The 15,731-nt window shown below is 58.3% G+C and carries 16 protein-coding genes and 1 tRNA gene; 4 read left to right on the top strand and 13 right to left on the bottom strand.

The genetic code is table 11. The annotated features are described in order from the left end of the window. Positions 1-13: 13 nt before the first annotated feature. The 7 genes from fabK to RIN56_01195 form a co-directional block, all read right to left on the bottom strand. Complete coding sequence (fabK, locus tag RIN56_01225; protein ID MDR7865401.1) at positions 14-952, bottom strand: enoyl-[acyl-carrier-protein] reductase FabK; 939 nt, start codon at positions 950-952, stop codon at positions 14-16. Then, on the bottom strand, positions 945-1,958 hold the full coding sequence (locus RIN56_01220) for a beta-ketoacyl-ACP synthase III (protein MDR7865400.1): 1,014 nt from the start codon (positions 1,956-1,958) through the stop codon (positions 945-947). The genes fabK and RIN56_01220 overlap by 8 nt, the downstream gene beginning before the upstream one ends. Beyond that, positions 1,948-2,967: a phosphate acyltransferase PlsX gene (gene plsX / locus RIN56_01215; GenBank protein MDR7865399.1), complete on the bottom strand. Its 1,020-nt coding sequence runs from the start codon at positions 2,965-2,967 to the stop codon at positions 1,948-1,950. Before plsX ends, RIN56_01220 begins: the two co-directional genes overlap by 11 nt. Before the next feature lies 1 nt (position 2,968). Then, the gene (gene fapR / locus RIN56_01210) at positions 2,969-3,535 is read right to left on the bottom strand and encodes a transcription factor FapR (protein ID MDR7865398.1); all 567 of its coding nucleotides are present in this window, start codon (positions 3,533-3,535) and stop codon (positions 2,969-2,971) included. 143 nt (positions 3,536-3,678) lie between these two features. After that, entirely contained in the window at positions 3,679-3,858 is a 180-nt protein-coding gene (gene rpmF, locus RIN56_01205) for a 50S ribosomal protein L32 (protein MDR7865397.1), read from the bottom strand. A 71-nt stretch (positions 3,859-3,929) separates the two neighbouring features. Further along, on the bottom strand, positions 3,930-4,433 hold the full coding sequence (locus tag RIN56_01200; protein ID MDR7865396.1) for a DUF177 domain-containing protein: 504 nt from the start codon (positions 4,431-4,433) through the stop codon (positions 3,930-3,932). Positions 4,434-4,783: 350 nt separating this feature from the next. Beyond that, the gene (locus RIN56_01195; protein ID MDR7865395.1) at positions 4,784-5,986 is read right to left on the bottom strand and encodes an acetate kinase; all 1,203 of its coding nucleotides are present in this window, start codon (positions 5,984-5,986) and stop codon (positions 4,784-4,786) included. A gap of 200 nt (positions 5,987-6,186) precedes the next feature. Between RIN56_01195 and RIN56_01190 the strand changes: the two genes are divergently transcribed. After that, entirely contained in the window at positions 6,187-7,440 is a 1,254-nt protein-coding gene (locus RIN56_01190) for a nucleotidyltransferase family protein (protein MDR7865394.1), read from the top strand. Here the strand turns inward: RIN56_01190 and RIN56_01185 are convergent. Continuing rightward, on the bottom strand, positions 7,361-8,188 hold the full coding sequence (locus RIN56_01185) for a patatin-like phospholipase family protein (protein MDR7865393.1): 828 nt from the start codon (positions 8,186-8,188) through the stop codon (positions 7,361-7,363). The two genes, RIN56_01190 and RIN56_01185, sit on opposite strands and share 80 nt — an antisense overlap. 96 nt (positions 8,189-8,284) lie before the next feature. Here RIN56_01185 and ylbJ point away from each other — a divergent pair, with 96 nt between their 5' ends. Then, complete coding sequence (gene ylbJ, locus RIN56_01180; protein MDR7865392.1) at positions 8,285-9,535, top strand: sporulation integral membrane protein YlbJ; 1,251 nt, start codon at positions 8,285-8,287, stop codon at positions 9,533-9,535. A 54-nt stretch (positions 9,536-9,589) separates the two neighbouring features. Here ylbJ and RIN56_01175 read toward each other — a convergent pair whose 3' ends face one another. Genes RIN56_01175 through rsmD form a run of 3 tightly spaced genes read right to left on the bottom strand, consistent with a single transcriptional unit; the run spans position 9,590 to position 11,124 of the window. Continuing rightward, complete coding sequence (locus RIN56_01175) at positions 9,590-10,042, bottom strand: HrpE/YscL family type III secretion apparatus protein (GenBank protein ID MDR7865391.1); 453 nt, start codon at positions 10,040-10,042, stop codon at positions 9,590-9,592. 29 nt (positions 10,043-10,071) lie between these two features. Next, positions 10,072-10,554, bottom strand: coding sequence for a pantetheine-phosphate adenylyltransferase (gene coaD / locus RIN56_01170; GenBank protein MDR7865390.1), 483 nt, complete (start codon positions 10,552-10,554; stop codon positions 10,072-10,074). A 15-nt stretch (positions 10,555-10,569) separates the two neighbouring features. Next, positions 10,570-11,124 carry a 16S rRNA (guanine(966)-N(2))-methyltransferase RsmD gene (gene rsmD / locus RIN56_01165; protein ID MDR7865389.1) on the bottom strand — a complete coding sequence of 185 codons (555 nt, stop codon included), beginning with the start codon at positions 11,122-11,124 and terminating at the stop codon, positions 10,570-10,572. A 150-nt stretch (positions 11,125-11,274) separates the two neighbouring features. Between rsmD and RIN56_01160 the strand changes: the two genes are divergently transcribed. Further along, positions 11,275-12,957, top strand: a complete 1,683-nt coding sequence (locus RIN56_01160; protein MDR7865388.1) for a DUF4127 family protein — start codon at positions 11,275-11,277, stop codon at positions 12,955-12,957. Between the two features lie 95 nt (positions 12,958-13,052). Here the strand turns inward: RIN56_01160 and RIN56_01155 are convergent, their stop codons facing one another. Beyond that, on the bottom strand, positions 13,053-13,748 hold the full coding sequence (locus tag RIN56_01155) for an NlpC/P60 family protein (GenBank protein ID MDR7865387.1): 696 nt from the start codon (positions 13,746-13,748) through the stop codon (positions 13,053-13,055). Between the two features lie 166 nt (positions 13,749-13,914). Between RIN56_01155 and RIN56_01150 the strand changes: the two genes are divergently transcribed. Beyond that, positions 13,915-13,991: transfer RNA gene (locus tag RIN56_01150), tRNA-Pro, on the top strand. Between the two features lie 44 nt (positions 13,992-14,035). On the opposite strand, the gene RIN56_01145 is transcribed toward RIN56_01150, so the two are convergent. Beyond that, positions 14,036-15,709, bottom strand: coding sequence for a hypothetical protein (locus RIN56_01145; protein ID MDR7865386.1), 1,674 nt, complete (start codon positions 15,707-15,709; stop codon positions 14,036-14,038). Between the last annotated feature and the right edge of the window lie 22 nt (positions 15,710-15,731).

The following is a 15,731-nucleotide window of genomic DNA, read 5'->3' as shown; positions in this document are numbered from 1 at the left end:
GGTTTGGTATGGTTTACAGCCGGTTGAGACCGGCGAGCACGCGCGGGATGTCGCCGATGATTTCGTCGATGATGGCGGCGACGGGTTTGATTTCGGTTATCATGCCGGCTACCTGGCCGATCATGACCGAGCCGTTCTCGATGTCGCCGTCTACGGCGGCGGCTTTGAGCTTGCCGGCGCCGAGGCGGTCGAATTCTTCTATGGGGGCGCCGCGCCGGTCGAGGGCGGCGAATTCTTTGGCGAGCTTGTTGTCGAGGACGCGCACGGGGTGGCCGCCGGAGAGGCCGGTGACGACGGTGGAGCGTTCTTTGGCCCTGATGACGACTGCTTTGTAGTCGGGGTGAGCGGTACATTCCTGTGAGGCGACGAAGCGGGTGCCGATCTGGACGCCTTCGGCCCCGAGGGCGAAAGCGGCGATGACGCCGCGGGCGTCGCCTATGCCGCCGGCGGCGATGACGGGCAGTTTTACGGCGTCGGCGACCTGGGGGACGAGGGTCATGGTGGTTACTTCGCCGACATGGCCGCCGCTCTCCAGGCCTTCGGCGATGACGGCGTCGACGCCGGTGCGCTCAAGTCTGCGGGCGAGGGCTACCGAGGCGACGACGGGGATGACGCGGGTGCCGTTTTCTTTGAGAGCGCCGATGTATTCGGCTGGGTTGCCGGCCCCGGTGGTAATGACGGGGATTTTTTCGTCAAGCATGACCTGCATTACTTCTCTGACAAACGGCGACATGAGCATGATGTTGACGCCGAAGGGTTTGGAGGTAAGCGCCTTGGCTTTGCGGATCTCCGCGCGCAGGGGTTCGGGGGGCATGTGGCCGGCGCCGATGAGGCCGAGCCCGCCGGCATTCGAGACGGCGGCGGCAAGTTCGGCGGTTGCTACCCAGGCCATGCCTCCCTGCAGGATGGGGTATTCGATGCGCAGTAGCTCGCAGAGCCTGCTTTTAAGCAATAGTTTTATCCTCCTTGCACCACTTTATGACGCAGGAGGCGTAGGTCAGGCCGGCGCCGAAGCCGACGGCCACGATGATGTCGCCTTCTTTGATGCGGCCGTCGTCGATCGCCTCGCGCAAGGCGATGCCGATGGAAGCGGCCGAGGTATTGCCGTAGCGGTCGATGTTGACGATGACTTTATCCATCGGCATCTTAAGGCGTTTGGCGGCCGATTGGATGATGCGGATGTTGGCCTGATGAGGAATGAGCCAATCGATCTGGCTGGCGTCGACGCCGGCCGATTCCAGCGCCTTGAAGGCCGATTCGCCAACTGCTTTGACGGCCCATTTAAATACCTCGTTGCCGTTCATATGAACGAAGTGCTGGCGGTTGGCGACGGTTTCGGCGGTTGCGGGCAGGCGGGAGCCGCCGGCAGGCAGCTTGAGGAGGTCGCCGCCGGCGCCGTCGGCGCCGATGTTGATGCCGATGACGCCGCAGCCGGGCTGGCATTCGCCGAGGACGACGGCGGCGGCGCCGTCGCCGAAGAGGACGCAGGTGTTGCGGTCGGTGTAGTCCATGATGCGGCTGAGGGTTTCCGCGCCGATGACGAGGATTTTTTTATAAAGGCCGGTTTTTATGAACTGGGCGCCGGTGGCCAGGCCGTACATGAAGCCGGAGCAGCCTGCGGCCAGGTCGAAGGCTGCGGCACCCGTAGCTCGCAGGTTGGCCTGGACGAGGCAGGCGACCGAGGGGAAGAACATATCGGGGGTGGCGGTACAGGCAATGATGAGTTCGATTTCGTCGGGGCTGGTTTTGGCTTCGGCCAGGGCCCGCTCGGCCGCAATGGTAGCAAGGTCGGAGGTGGCCTGATCGGGTGCGGCGATGCGCCGTTCGCGGATGCCGGTGCGTTCGACGATCCATTCGTCGGAGGTGTCGACCATTTTTTCGAGGTCTTTATTTGTCAGTATTCTTTCCGGCACATAGGTTCCCAGGCCAAGTATTCCTACTCCCATTTCAGTCTTCATTGGCGATATTGCCCTCCTTCGCAATGTTTTCGCGGATGTGTTCGACTACTTTCTTTTCGGCGAATTCTTTGGCGACCCGCACGGCGTTTTTTATGGCTTTGGCTTTGGAGCTGCCGTGGCAGATTATGAATCCGCCGTCGACGCCGAGCAGCGGCGCGCCGCCGTATTCGGCGTAGTCGAGTTTTTTCTTGAGGCCGCGCAGGGCCGGGAGAACGAGGAGCGAGGCCGCTTTGGCCAGGAATCCGGCGTTTTTGATGGCGTCTTTGACGAGCTGAAGGATGGCGCTGGCCAGTCCTTCGCCGAATTTGAGGACGATGTTGCCGACGAAGCCGTCGCAGACGACTACGTCGACGCCGCCTTTGGGTATGTCGCGCCCTTCGACGTTGCCGATGAAGTTGAGTGTTTTGGCGTGCTGCAGGAGCGGGTATGTGGCGAGGGCTTGGTCGTTGCCCTTGGTTTCTTCTTCGCCGATGTTGAGGAGGCCGACGCGGGGTTTTTTGATGCCGAGGACGTATTCGGCGTATATGGAGCCCATGACGGCGCTCTGGAGGAGGTGCTTGGGTTTGGAGTCGGTGTTGGCGCCGGAGTCCAGAAGGACGGTGGTGCCTGAGAGGTTGGGCATGGGCGTGGCGATGGTCGGGCGTTCGATGCCCGCTATGCGGCCGAGGCCGAAGTGGGCGGCGGCTACGGCCGCACCGGTGCTACCGGCCGATATGACGACGTCGCATTCGCCTTGTTTGACGAGACGGGTGGCTACTACTACCGAGGCGTCTTTCTTTTTGCGGACGGCGGCGCCCGGATGGTCGGTCATTTCGATGACCTGGCTGGCGTGGTGGACGCTTATGCCGATGTCCCGCCAGTTGCCGGCGTTGTCGAGCAGGGGGATTAGCTTCGCTTCGTCGCCTACAAGGACGATTTGGCAGCGGTATTCACGGGCGGCGTCGATGGCGCCGCGAACGATTTCCTCTGGTGCAAAGTCCCCACCCATTGCATCAATGGCAACCTTCATTTTATCTCCCCTCATTGTCTAGTGAGACCATTATGAATTTTGAGCGGAATACTTCCTGTTTTTCGTTCCTAGTCTTTACCCAAACAAAATATTTATTGCCTCTTTTTTTGACGACTTCGGCTTTGGCGATGAGCTTTTCGCCTGATGCTACGGGGATTTTGTACTTGATGTTGGCGACGCCGGTGACGGCCGCCGGCGCGTCGAGGACGGCAAGGGCGAGGGAGTTGGCCTGGGCGAAGATGTAGTGGCCGCCCGCGACATGGGTTTTTTCCATGACCATGCTGTCGCCGACGGTCATGACGGAGATGCCGGACCGGCCGAGCTCAAGGTCGACGAGTTCGCCGATGACGTCACCGGTGCCGATGGCTTTGAGCTTGGTGCGCGCCGCCTCGGCCATCTGTTTGGTCCTTTCCCTCAGCTCGGGTATGCCGAGCGCCAGGCGGTCAAGCCTGATGGTCTGGACACTGACCCCCATCGCTTCCGACAGCGCTTCGTCGGTCATAAAGGGGCTGGTTTGCAGTTTTTCCAGCAGGGCTTCATGCCTGAGCTTTTTCTCGGGGCGTGTCACATTATCACCTTTTTTATCAGCAAGTATTATAACCTATTACTAGTATAGCGAGGGTTTTTGTGTTTTGCAAGAAAAAAACAAAGCAAGATAAAAATGGCATTTTGCCTTTTATCTTGCTCATTCGGAACCTTTTTATGCGGGGGTTACTCGGCGACTTTGACTACTTCCTTGCCTTTGTAGTAACCGCATTCGGGGCACACGCGGTGCGGCATTTTCATCTGATGGCACTGGGGGCACTCGACGTAGCCGGGAGCGGTGAGTTTCCAGTTGGCGCGGCGCTTGTCGCGACGGGCTTTGGACATTTTGCGCTTGGGTACTGCCATGGTCCGTATCCACCTCCTTGCGGGCGGGCTAAAGGGCCGCCGTTCGTGTCTTTGCATCGTTTTGGGATGCGCTATTTTTTCGGTAGTAATTTTTCCAGCGCCGCGAGACGCGGGTCGATGCTGGTGGTGACGCAGTCGCAGGGCGTTTCGTTGCGGTTTACGCCGCAGGTGGGGCACAGGCCGCGGCATTCTGCGTCGCAGAGCGCTTTGAGGGGCTCGGCGACGATGATAGCTTCGCGCACTATTTCGGCGATGTCGATTTCGTCGCCTTGGTAGACGAGCGCGTCCGGGTCGGTGGCGGCGGAGCCTGCTTCGCGAAAGGTTTCGCTGAAGGGGATGACCGCTTCGCGGGTGAAGTCGGCCAGGCAGCGGTTGCAGTTTAACCCGCCGGCGCCTTTGATGACGCCTGAGACGGCGAGCAGGCGGCCGGTGTTGACTGCTTCCCCGGTGACTTCGATCCGGCCGGTAAGCCAGAGTTCGCCGGCTGCGCCGGCAAGGTCTTCGACGGGGGTATGAAAACTAAATGATTGGCTGGCGCCAATCGCTTGTCGAAGCTGCGCGATGTTTATTTTCATCATTTTCCACCCTAACCCTCATTAATTATAGCGATAGGACCGGGGTTTGTCAAGAAATCGGCTTGTTATCGGTTATTATTCCCGTCGCCGGCCGTTTTCGCCGCTGGACAACGTATTTTCGAGGGGAAGAAAACGGGTTTTCTTCATTATAGATTAGGATGAAAAGAGGAGGGTCTCCCCTCCCCTATCCTGTTTCTCTTCGGTAGTTTCATTTTGCAGGCCGTTCAGAAGCCCCCAGATGCTAGGCGGCTCCGAGGACGCGAGCGACGCGTACTCGACGTACGCTAGCAAGCGCCCGCAGGAACAACAACGCAGATGGGGGCTTATCAACGGCCACTATGTTTGGTAACTTAAACCAGGTTGGCGCAGATTTGCTCTGTGTCTTTGGCAATAACCAACTCTTCATTGGTGGGGATGACGAATATTTTGACTTTGGCACCGTCGACGCTGATTTCGGCGGCTTTGCCGCGGATGTTGTTTTTGACGGGGTCGATGCGGGTGCCGAGGTATTCGAGGCCGAGGCAGATCTTGTCGCGCATGGAGATGGAGTTTTCGCCGAGGCCGGCGGTGAAGACGATGGCGTCGACGCCGCCCATGGCGGCGGCGTAGCCGCCGATGTATTTGCGGACTTTATAGGCGAAGACGTCGAGGGCCAGTTGGGCCCGCTCGTTGCCTTCGTTGGCGGCTTCCTCGATGTCCCTGAAGTCGCTGGAGATGCCGGAGAGGCCGAGGACGCCGGATTTTTTGTTGAGGTAGGTGTCGATTTGGTCGGGGGTCAGGCCTTCTTTTTTCATGAGGTAGGTGATGATCGCCGGGTCGATTTCGCCGCAGCGCGTGCCCATGACGAGGCCTTCGAGGGGGGTGAAGCCCATGCTGGTGTCTACGGATTTGCCGTTTTTGACGGCGGCAAGGCTGGCGCCGTTGCCGAGGTGGCAGGTGATGATCCGCAGGTTTGTCATGTGCTCGCCCATCATTTCGCCGGCCTTCTGGGAGACGAAGCGGTGCGAGGTGCCGTGGAAGCCGTAGCGGCGGACGCCGTATTTTTCGTAGGCTTCGTAGGGCAATCCGTAGAGGAAGGCGTGTTTGGGCATGGTTTGGTGGAAGGCGGTGTCGAAGACGCCGACCTGGGGAGTTTTCGGCATGAGTTCGGTGCAGGCGTTGATGCCGAGGATGTTGGGCGGGTTGTGGAGGGGGGCCAGGTCGATGCATTCTTCGAGGGCGTCCATGACTTGGGGGGTGATGAGGACGGAGTCGGCGAATTTTTCGGCGCCGTGGACGACACGGTGGCCGATGGCGTTGATTTCGGACATGCTTTTGAGAACGCCGTGGGCGGGATTGGTGAGGGCTTCGAGGACCATTTTGATGCCGATGCTGTGGTTTTTGATGTCAGCGGTAAGGACTACTTTTTCTTTGCCGGCGGGCTGATGGGTCAAAAGTGCACCTTCCAGTCCGATGCGCTCTACCAAGCCCTTGGCCAATACCGACTCGTCGGCCATGTTGAAAAGCTGGTATTTGATCGACGAGCTTCCGCAATTGACCACTAGGATTATCATGACAATTCCTCCAGTGCTGTTTCGTCATATCTGGTCTGACCACCAGACTACATATTCAGTTAGTTTCTTCGACACCAGTATTATTTTCCCTGCCTTTTTGTGAAACTATTATCAAAAATATGTATTGTCCTGGTGGAAGGATTTGGCGCGCCGCAGGGCGAAGGCTGTGGCAATTACGATGTTTTCGGAGGTGTCCGGGTATGCGCGCGGTCGGTATTGTGGCTGAGTATAATCCGTTCCACAACGGGCATCGCTTTCATGTGGAGGAGACGCGCCGCCAGGCCGGCGATGCGGCGATTGTGGCGGTGATGAGCGGCAATTTCGTGCAGCGCGGCGAGCCGGCGCTGTTCGATAAGTGGACCCGCGCGGAGATGGCGGTGCTCGGGGGCGTGGATGTGGTGCTGGAGCTGCCGGCGGCGTTCGCGGTGCGCAGCGCCCAGTTTTTTGCGGCCGGCGCGGTCCGCCTCCTCGCTTCTCTCGGGGTGGTGGACAGGCTTAGCTTCGGGGCGGAGCATCCTGATCTCGGGGCGCTGCGGCGCCTGGCGGCGGCGATTGATGATGAGGCGGTGCGGACGGTGATGCGCGAGCGGCTGGATGCGGGCGAGACGTATGCGGCGGCGTTGGGGCGCTCGCTGGCCGCCGCCAGCGGTCTGCCGCCGGCGATGGTGGCTTCGCCGAACAATATTCTGGCGGTGGAGTATTTGCGCGCTATCGGGCGCTACGCGCCTGCTATTGTCCCCTGCCCTGTCGCCCGCCGCGCGGCGCATTATCACGACCGGGTTGTGGCCGGGGAGATCGCGAGCGCGACGGCGGTCCGCTGGGCGCTGCTGGGCGGCCGGTCGGAGGAGGCCTATGGGGCCTTGCCTGTCGCTTGCCGGGAGGTGGCCGAACGCTGCCTGGCGGCGGGCCGCGGCCCGGTGGCGTGGGGCGATCTGGCGCTGGTTTTGCTGGCGGCGCTGCGCCGGGCGAGTGTGGCCGAGCTGGCTGAGCTTCCCGATGTTTCCGAGGGCCTGGAGTTTAAGCTGAAGGCGGCCGGTGGCGCGGGCAGCCTGGAGGAGCTTTGGTCGATCCTCAAGAGTAAGCGGTATTCTTTGACCCGTTTGCAGAGGATGATGGTGCACGCGCTGCTGCTGACCCGCCGGGCGGAGGTGGCGGCCTGGGATGAGAGCGGGCCGCTGTACGCACGGGTGCTGGCGTTCGGCGAGCGCGGACGTAGCTTGCTGCGGACGGTGGCGCGGCGGGCAACTGTGCCGGTGGTGACGAAGACGACGCATTTTCTCCATGGCCGCGAGCTTTACGGGTCGGAGCTGACGCCGCTGCAGGGGATGCTGGCTCTGGATTCGCTGGCGACGGATGTTTACAGTCTGGGGATGCCTATTCCGGAGTGGCGGCGCGGGGGGCGGGATTTCCGCCAGTCGCCGCTGTATGTTGTTTGTCCGCCAGGAGTTGTCTGAGCTGGGGCAAGCCGGCTTCCATGGCTTTGGCGCCAAGGTCGACGCATTCGTCGAGGCTGTCGAAGGAGCTGGGGGAGATGTGGCCGACGTCGGGCTTGACGAGCAGGTCGCAGTAGTGTTCGCGCTGTTTGAAGAGCTGCCGCTCGACGATGTCGATGGTCTGGATTATGACGTCGAAGATGTTGGCGAAGGCGGCGACGTCGCCGGTGGGTACTAGGTCGACGGCGATGACGATGTCGGCGCCCATGTCGTGGACGATGTCCATGGGGGTGGGGTTGACGACGGCGCCGTCGACGAGGAGCCGCCCGTCGTAGTTGTATGGGACAAAGACGCCGGGAACGGATATGCTTGCTCTGACGGCGTGGGCCACTTCGCCGGTGCGGAAGATGACTTCCTGGCCGGTGTTGAGGTCGGCGGCGACGACGGCAAGGGGGATGGCGAGTTGTTCGAAGTGTTTGCGCTGGGTGAGGAGCTGTACTGTTTCGAGGGTCCGGTCTCCGGAGACGAGGCCCATTTTGGGGATGACGAAGTCGATCCAATGCCGGCGCTTGAGGTTTTTCGCCAGTTTGAATATTGTTTCGCTGTCCAGGCCGGCGGCGTAGAGGGAGCCTATGAGGCTGCCGATACTGCAGCCGGCTATGTAGTTTACGGGAATTTCTTCGCGCTCGAGGACTTTGAGGACGCCGATGTGGGCCAAGCCTCTCAGGCCGCCTGAGCCCAGGGCGAGGCCGATGGTCGGTCGGGTCATGTGTGCCTCCTGTCTACGGCTGTGTGTCGGGGTATATTACCTCTCCCGCCCCAATATATATATTAGCAGACGCCGGGGTTGAGGAGGAGGGTTCGCATGGGCTTGTGGGGAAAAGGGCGGCGTTACCGTTCCCGCTTGCTGACGTTTTTTATGGCTTTCGCCACGGTTTTCGTGACTGTGGCTATGGTGCAGTACCCCAAAGACGCTTTCGATTCGGCGATTATGGGGCTGAATCTGTGGTGGAACGTCGTTTTCCCCGCTTTGTTGCCTTTTTTTATTTTGTCGGAGATTCTCATGGGGCTCGGGGTGGTGCATTTTATCGGCGTGCTGCTGGAACCGCTGATGCGCCCGGTGTTCAACGTGCCGGGGGTCGGGGCTTTCGCGCTGAGCATGGGGCTGGCGTCGGGGTATCCGATGGATGCGGTGATTACGAGCAAGTTCCGCAAGAATCAGCTGTGTACGGCTGTTGAGGCTGAACGGCTGCTGTCGTTCACGAATACGGCCGATCCGCTGTTTATGTTCGGGGCGGTGGCTGTAGGGATGTTCGCGATGCCTGAGCTGGGGGCGACGATCGCGCTGGCGCACTATTTGTCGAGTTTTCTCGTGGGCATTGTTTTCCGTTTCCATGCCCGCGGTCGCGACCGGCATTCTCCCGACGCGGCGACGCCGCCCGGCAATATCGTGCTCCGCGCGTTTAGGGCTTTGTATGGCGCCAGGCAGGAGGATAAACGGTCGATGGGGCAGCTTTTGGGCGACGCGGTGAAGTCTTCGATGAATACTATTCTCTTAATCGGCGGGTTTATTATCGTTTTTTCGGTATTTCTGCGGATCGTGTCGGTGATGGGGGTGACGGGCGTCCTGGAGGCGGCGTTCGCCTGGGTGCTGAGCTCCGTGGGCTTCAGCACTAATCTTGCTCCGTCGCTGGTGAGCGGTTTTTTCGAGATCGATATCGGCACGATGGCAGCGAGCCAGGCCGACGCCCCGTTGGTGGAGAAGGTGGCGGTGGCCGGGGCGATCATCGCCTGGAGCGGGTTGTCGGTCCACGGTCAGGTGGCCAGTATCGTTATCGAGTCGGGTATCAGGATTACGCCGTATATTTTCGGCCGAGCGCTGCACGCCGTGCTGGCGGCGTTAATCACGCTGCTGATGATGGACGCGGGGGGAGTTATGCCGGCGGCGCTCAGTGTGCCGGTGGCGGTGATGCCGGGGGGAGGCTGGTCGCCGGTGTTCTGGCTGACCCGCTTCGAGCAGATGGGGTATGTGGCGCTGCTGTTCACGGCGCTGTTGGTGGCGCTGTCGCTGGCGTGTCACGTCGGCCGCGGGGTGCGGGTGCTGATAAAAAAATAGGGAGCGCGCGGCTCCCGAAGTGTGTTATCGTTCTGGCTGTCGCCCTGGGGGCGGCTAGTCCTTTTTGGCCTGGTGAATCTTGCCGTGACTCTGGCGAACTACTTCGAGCGCTTTGACGAGGTTTTCTTCGAGGTAGGAGAAGACGTCGTCGGCGTAGGCCACGGCATCGCTACGCAGGTCGCGCGATTCTTTTTGGGCCTGCTGGAGGATTTCGTTGGCCTGTTCCTGGGCCTGGCGGGCTATGGCGTTTTCGTCGGTGAGACGGTGGATGTAGTTTTTCCCCTGGTCGACGATTCCCTGGGCTTCTTTCTGGGCGTCTTCCATGATGCGCTGCCGTTCGCTGATGATGCGGTTGGCTTCCATCAGTTCGCCGGGCAGCACTTCTCTGAGTTCGTCGATCAGGCGGCCGAGGTCGTCTTCGTCGATGACCCGTTTGTTGGTGAAGGGCACCCGCGACGCTTCCAGGAGTAAGCCTTCCATTTCTTCCAAGATCTCTTCTACTGTCATGCCATTCTCCTCCTCCCCTGCCTTGGGGTTCAGTCCTGGTTAAGCCGCTCGATAATCTTCGCCGCTACGGCGTCCGGGACAAGCCCGGCGATGTCGCCGCCGAATCTGGCAAGTTCTTTGACGCCGGTTGAGCTGACGAAGGAGTAGTCGGCGGTGGTCATCATGAATACTGTTTCCATCTGGGGGTCAATTTTTTTAATGAGCAGCGCGCGTTGGAATTCGTATTCGAAGTCTGACAGGGCTCTGAGGCCGCGGACGATGATGGTTGAGTTCTGGCGACGCACGTATTCGTAGACCAGTCCGGAAAAGCAGTCGACTTGCACGTTGGGGATGTGGGCGGTGGCTACCCGCAGCATTTCGACGCGCTCTTCCATGGTGAAGAACGGCTTTTTGTTGGGGTTGTGGAATACGGCGACGACGATTTTGTCAAAGATGCTGCTGGCCCTGGCGAAGATGTCGAGGTGGCCGTTAGTCACTGGGTCGAAACTGCCGGGGCATACTGCGATACGCACTGCTGAGCCCTCCATTCAGGTGGTGTGTTCGAGAAATGTGAGCAATGTTTCCCCGTAGCGTTCGGTGCGGCTGACTGTGAGGTTGACCAGTCCGGCTGGCAGAGGCTCGTGGCGCGAGTGTTCGATTATGGCGACGCCACCTGGCCTGAGGATGTTGCCGGCGTCGAGTTTCTCTATGATGGCTGCGGCCAGGCCCTTGTTGTAGGGCGGGTCGCAGAAGATGAGGTCGAAGGTGCGGCCTGAGCGCGCGAAGTGCCCGACGGCGGCGAGGGCGTCCTTGCGGTGGATTTCGGCCCGCTCGGCAAGCCTGGCCTTGGCGGCGTTGTCGCGGATGAGGGCGATGCTGGCGGGGCTGGCGTCGACGAAGACGGCGGCGGCCGCACCCCGGCTGAGGGCTTCGAGACCGAGGTTGCCGGTGCCGGCGAAAAGATCGGCTACGGCCGCACCCGCGACGCGGTCGGCCAGGATGGCGAACAGCGATTCTTTTACCCGGTCGGTGGTGGGCCTGACGTCTTGGCCGCGAGGGGTTTTGAGTTTGAGCCCTTTGGCGGTTCCGGTGATTATCCGCATTTTTTGTTACCATTCATCTTTTATATCTTACCACATTTATACAAAATATTGATAGCTTCTGTCAAGTTCCCGTGAGAAATTCCCGCGTTTACAGGATTTCGGACGACGGGGTCGAAATCCTTGTAGGCTAAGCATGTTCTGAGGTGATTTATGTTCAGACGTTTCCTGTGCTGCCTGACGATTATCCTGGCGGCTGCCGCCGCGGCGGCGGCGCTGCAGTTCAATTTCGGCCATATCCGCACCGCGCAGCCGGTGGTCCTGCCCGCGTCGGCGCCAGTCGCTATGACGGTGCTGCTGGTGCCGCTCGACAGCCGTCCGCCGTGCACGCAGTTCGTGGAGCAGTTGGCAAGGCTGGCCGGCATCCGCCTCGTGCTGCCGCCGCCGGAGCTGTTGGACAAGTACCGTACACCGGCTGACCGCGCCGGCCTGCGCGACTGGCTGCGCGACAAGGCGCCGACCGCCGACGCGGCGATCGTGTCGGTGGATATGCTGCTGCACGGGGGGCTGCTGGCATCGCGGCTGGGCGAAGGCACGGCGGCCGACGCCGAGGCGACTTTAGGGGCGCTGGCGCAACTGCACAGGCAAAACCCGCGGCTGAAGATTTATGCTTTCAGTATTATTCCCCGCCTGCTGGTCGCCGACAATGCCGATTCGGCCCGCTATCAGAAAAAGATGCTGGAGTATTCGGTCCTCAAGGACGTGGTGCTGACGTTCGAGAACCCGCTGGACAGGGATAAGCTGGCGCGGGTGTCGGCCCAGATTCCGCCGGCGGTGGTCAACCGTTATCTTTCGTTGTACGAGGCCAACACGCAGCTTAATTTCCGCCTGGTGGCGATGGCCGAGGAGGGCGTGCTGTCCGGGCTGGTGATCGGCCAGGACGACGGCTTCCCCTTCGGGCTGCCGAATATGCTGAAGAGCCGCCTGAATTATTATGTCAGCCATCGTCCCGTTCTGGCGGAGCGGGTGTTTATAACGCGCGGGACGGACGAGGTGGCGCTGACGCTGCTGGGACGGGTGGCGTCGCTGTCGGCCGCGTACCGGCCGCGGGTATTTGTGCAGTATTCCCATGCGGGGGCGCCGGGGATGGTGATGCCGTATATGCCGCATTCGGTGGCGCGCACAATCGCCGAGAAGGTCGGCCTGATCGGCGGCGTGCCGGCCCTTCGGGCGGAAGATGCCGATTTCGTTCTTTACGTCCATGTCGGCACCGCCAGGACGGGCCCGGGGCTGCTGGCGTCGGCCGCCCGCTCCGTCGGCGAGCTGATGGCGGCCGGCCACCGCGTGGCGGTGGTGGATCTCAGCGAGCATTTCTTTGCCGAGGAGACGCTGCTGCCCCACCTCATTAAGGAAGGTGTCGATCTGACGCGGTTGGCCGCATATGCGGGCTGGAACACGACGAGCAATTCGGTGGGGACGGCGGTGACCCAGGCGGCGATTTTCACCGCGGCGCTGGAGCGCGAGGGCCAGGAGAAAGCATCGCTGGCGCTGTATAAGCACCAGCTGGAGTTTCTGACGAGCCGGATGCTGGACGACTGGTATTATCAGAAGGATGTCCAGCCGTATGTGAACGGCCGGCTGAAGAAGTTCAAGGTCGATCCTTATAATCTCGGCGGACACCTGCCGCGGGTCGACGGCTGGATAAGCGGCCTGATGGCCGATCGGGCCAATGCGTTGCTGCGCGAGGGGCTGGCGGGACGGTCTTTGCCGGTGCCGAGCGCCGACGGGAAGCGGTATGTGGTGAACGGGCTGACGGTGAAGAGCCGCCTGCCCTGGCAGCGGACGTTCGAGGTGTGGCTGGAGCCGACGCTTAGTTTCGTGGTAATGGATGAATAGAAATAGCCCTCCCCCACCCTATTCGGCCTTCTAAAAATGCTGTGCAGAAAATGGACGACAAAAAAACCGGGGGATTACCCCGGTTTTGGTATTGCCTATCTAATTACGCGTCTTGCGCCGAGATAACGTTCGAGATAATACTGCTTGCCCATCGGGGTTATGACGACTTCGGCGGCGCCGGAGCTGGCGTGGATGAATTTGCCGCCGCCGATGTAGATGCCGACGTGAGACGGGCCGGGTTCGTAGGTGCTGAAGAAGACGAGGTCGCCGTATGTTAGGTCGCGGCGGCTGACGGGGGCGCCGACTTCGAACTGGCCGTCGGCCATCCGCGGCAGTTGGACGCCGAAATTGCCGTAGACGTAAGAGATGAAGCCCGAGCAGTCGAAGCCGCCCGGCGAACGGCCGGCCCAGACGTAGGGGACGCCGATGAATTGTTTGGCGAAGGCGACGAGTTGCTGGCCCTTGCGGGTGTCGCCAGGGGCGCGGCTCGCCTGTCCGGCGGCGGGTTTGTAGTCGCGCAGGGCGGCCAGGGTGGCGGGGCCAACGACGCCGTCGGCGGCTATGCCGATGTCGAGCTGGAATTCCTGGACGGCGGCCTTGGTCCGCGATCCGAATGTGCCGTCGGGGGTGTCTTCGTAGTAGCCGATCTCCAGCAATTTTATCTGAAGCTTGTATATGTCGTCACCGCTCATTCCCTGTTTGAGAAGCGGGGACGGCGCGGCCAGGGCGGCGGCAGTGGCGATGAGCAGGGCAATTATCACGGTGAATACAACCTTTTTCGTTCGCCTCATGCAATCGACCCCCGCTTTTAGAGTGGTAATTTGAATCATTCGCCCAAAATAGGAAAAATCCTGTCCAACAATTGGCCATATTTTTTATATTTTTCGTCCCTTCTTTCCAGGCGTATCTAGTTGACTTTCTCCGTCGCCTTGGTGTATACTAAGAAACGTTGAATGACGGGGCGTAGCGCAGTTTGGTAGCGCGTTCGGTTCGGGACCGAAAGGTCGCAGGTTCAAATCCTGTCGCCCCGACCATGGAAAGTAAAGACCCTCACGAGTCGTATCGTGAGGGTCTTTTCCTATTTCAGGTATATTTGTGCTGACTTTCTAATAGGCTGATTCATCTTGATTGACACCTTATCACCTCGCTGTGCTGTCTTGACAGGCTTGTCATCAACTCGCATTTCATTAACCGTTTGCTTGAAGTATTCATTGCCGCTCTTTATTATCAGTTCGTCTCCTTTATTGATATGTTCTGCGGCTAATATCACACAAGCAACAGTATCCTGGTAAAGTGCTTCAATTTTTCCTATTGAAGTCGCGGACGGAGGAATAGCCCGGAATAAGCCTGGAGTATGTAACGCCAAGTCGATATCGTTAAAAGACAGTATCCCTTCTTGTAGTAGTCTTGTAGCTTGAAACAGTTCCCAGGTCGAAACAAGAGTGTATCTCTCTCCAAGAGCATCTTCAATTTGAGGCTGAGTGAAAGCTGGATTATCTCTCTCTAAAGGAGGTAATATCCTTTTGTGGTTAGCAATAAAAATACCATGAACAATTGGAGGTCTGTCTTCACTTCTCAAAGCTCGAGTTACATATTTTTGTACTTCGCGACAATCGTTTTCTGAAGGAATGCTCTTTAGCCCCTTCACCTCGATAATAGACAGTCTGTCCTTTTCTCTGATTTGTAAATCTTCTCGCTTGTTTCCCTTCCTTTCCTTATCAGTATCCATGTTAACGACATTTTCATATCCTATATAATTCAATGTTGTTTCAACATTATCGACTAAGTAATCGTCGAAGCCTTCAACTGAAAGAATGTTAGATAAAAACGCATATTTTCTCCTTACATCGCCAACTTGTTTTTCGTATCCAGCAAGTTTATCCTTATACTCCATTTCAACTAGAGCTTTTTCAGACAGTAACGCTTTTTCTTCTGGAAAAAGATACTCATCATCGTTCATCCAATTATTCTTGGCAAAGTCAGGAAATAGATCTGGATTTAAATCGGGAATTACATTAGTAAAGAGATTCTTTAGAACTCGGTACTTGTCACTAAATTGTGGCAAGACAAACATCAGGCAGAGTTTCCCTTTCACATCCTTTACCCGTAAGAAACCTACTGTTTTACCTGCTTTGTTTTTAAATAAAGAGATATCCTGATCTCCAAGATAGAATGTACATTCATAGGAAATGTCGTTACAACCAGCGGAAATCGACGACGCCATTTCCCTATTTCTGTCAGCTTTCTCGTCAGGGTATACTTCCTTTCCAAATAGGCATTCGTTAATGTAAATATTTTCGTTTATAAACTCATAATTACAAATCTCAAAAGAAGATTCGCGCTCACGCGAATCATTCTCATAAGTCGCGGTATAGTACTTTTCTTCTCTTTTGGGGGAAGCAAAAACAATAACTACCCCTCCTGAATCAAGAACACTTTGTAGCGAATCTTGATGAGATTTAGCTGCTAAAAAAGTAGGATCAAAATAATTTTGTCCATATGGAGAGATAAGGGCTTCTCTTTCTGCCTGCTGACTTTTACCTACATGGATTGTCTGAGGACCTGTACTATGTGTACTAAGATCGACGATAGCGATCTCCATCTCATGCAATAGCTGCAACTTGTGGTTTGGGAAACATTCAACGGTTGCATTTTTTTCAGTTTCATACCTATATCCATAAGTCCCCTTATAGAGGTTGAAGCCATCTTCTTTTAGTTTTGTAATCGCATCTTTGTCGAGGTCAATTGCCATTATACGAGGTGTAGCATATTTC

The sequence above is a fragment of the Sporomusaceae bacterium genome (assembly GCA_031460455.1).
In the GTDB taxonomy this organism is placed as follows: Bacteria; Bacillota; Negativicutes; order Sporomusales; family UBA7701; genus Anaeroselena.
The sequence above is the reverse complement of the archived record's forward strand: the minus strand, read 5'-3'. Positions and strand labels throughout refer to the sequence as shown.

What these genes read in the sequence shown, in the direction of transcription:
- RIN56_01175 (MDR7865391.1), bottom strand. Translation starts at nt 10,042, where the DNA reads ATGACAGTAGAAGAGATCTTGGAAGAAATGGAAGGCTTACTCCTGGAA.
- ylbJ (MDR7865392.1), top strand. Translation starts at nt 8,285, where the DNA reads ATGGGCTTGTGGGGAAAAGGGCGGCGTTACCGTTCCCGCTTGCTGACG.
- RIN56_01200 (MDR7865396.1), bottom strand. Translation starts at nt 4,433, where the DNA reads ATGAAAATAAACATCGCGCAGCTTCGACAAGCGATTGGCGCCAGCCAA.
- plsX (MDR7865399.1), bottom strand. Translation starts at nt 2,967, where the DNA reads ATGAAGGTTGCCATTGATGCAATGGGTGGGGACTTTGCACCAGAGGAA.
- RIN56_01155 (MDR7865387.1), bottom strand. Translation starts at nt 13,748, where the DNA reads ATGAGGCGAACGAAAAAGGTTGTATTCACCGTGATAATTGCCCTGCTC.
- rsmD (MDR7865389.1), bottom strand. Translation starts at nt 11,124, where the DNA reads ATGCGGATAATCACCGGAACCGCCAAAGGGCTCAAACTCAAAACCCCT.
- RIN56_01195 (MDR7865395.1), bottom strand. Translation starts at nt 5,986, where the DNA reads ATGATAATCCTAGTGGTCAATTGCGGAAGCTCGTCGATCAAATACCAG.
- RIN56_01220 (MDR7865400.1), bottom strand. Translation starts at nt 1,958, where the DNA reads ATGAAGACTGAAATGGGAGTAGGAATACTTGGCCTGGGAACCTATGTG.
- RIN56_01190 (MDR7865394.1), top strand. Translation starts at nt 6,187, where the DNA reads ATGCGCGCGGTCGGTATTGTGGCTGAGTATAATCCGTTCCACAACGGG.
- RIN56_01145 (MDR7865386.1), bottom strand. Translation starts at nt 15,709, where the DNA reads ATGGCAATTGACCTCGACAAAGATGCGATTACAAAACTAAAAGAAGAT.
- rpmF (MDR7865397.1), bottom strand. Translation starts at nt 3,858, where the DNA reads ATGGCAGTACCCAAGCGCAAAATGTCCAAAGCCCGTCGCGACAAGCGC.
- RIN56_01160 (MDR7865388.1), top strand. Translation starts at nt 11,275, where the DNA reads ATGTTCAGACGTTTCCTGTGCTGCCTGACGATTATCCTGGCGGCTGCC.
- RIN56_01185 (MDR7865393.1), bottom strand. Translation starts at nt 8,188, where the DNA reads ATGACCCGACCGACCATCGGCCTCGCCCTGGGCTCAGGCGGCCTGAGA.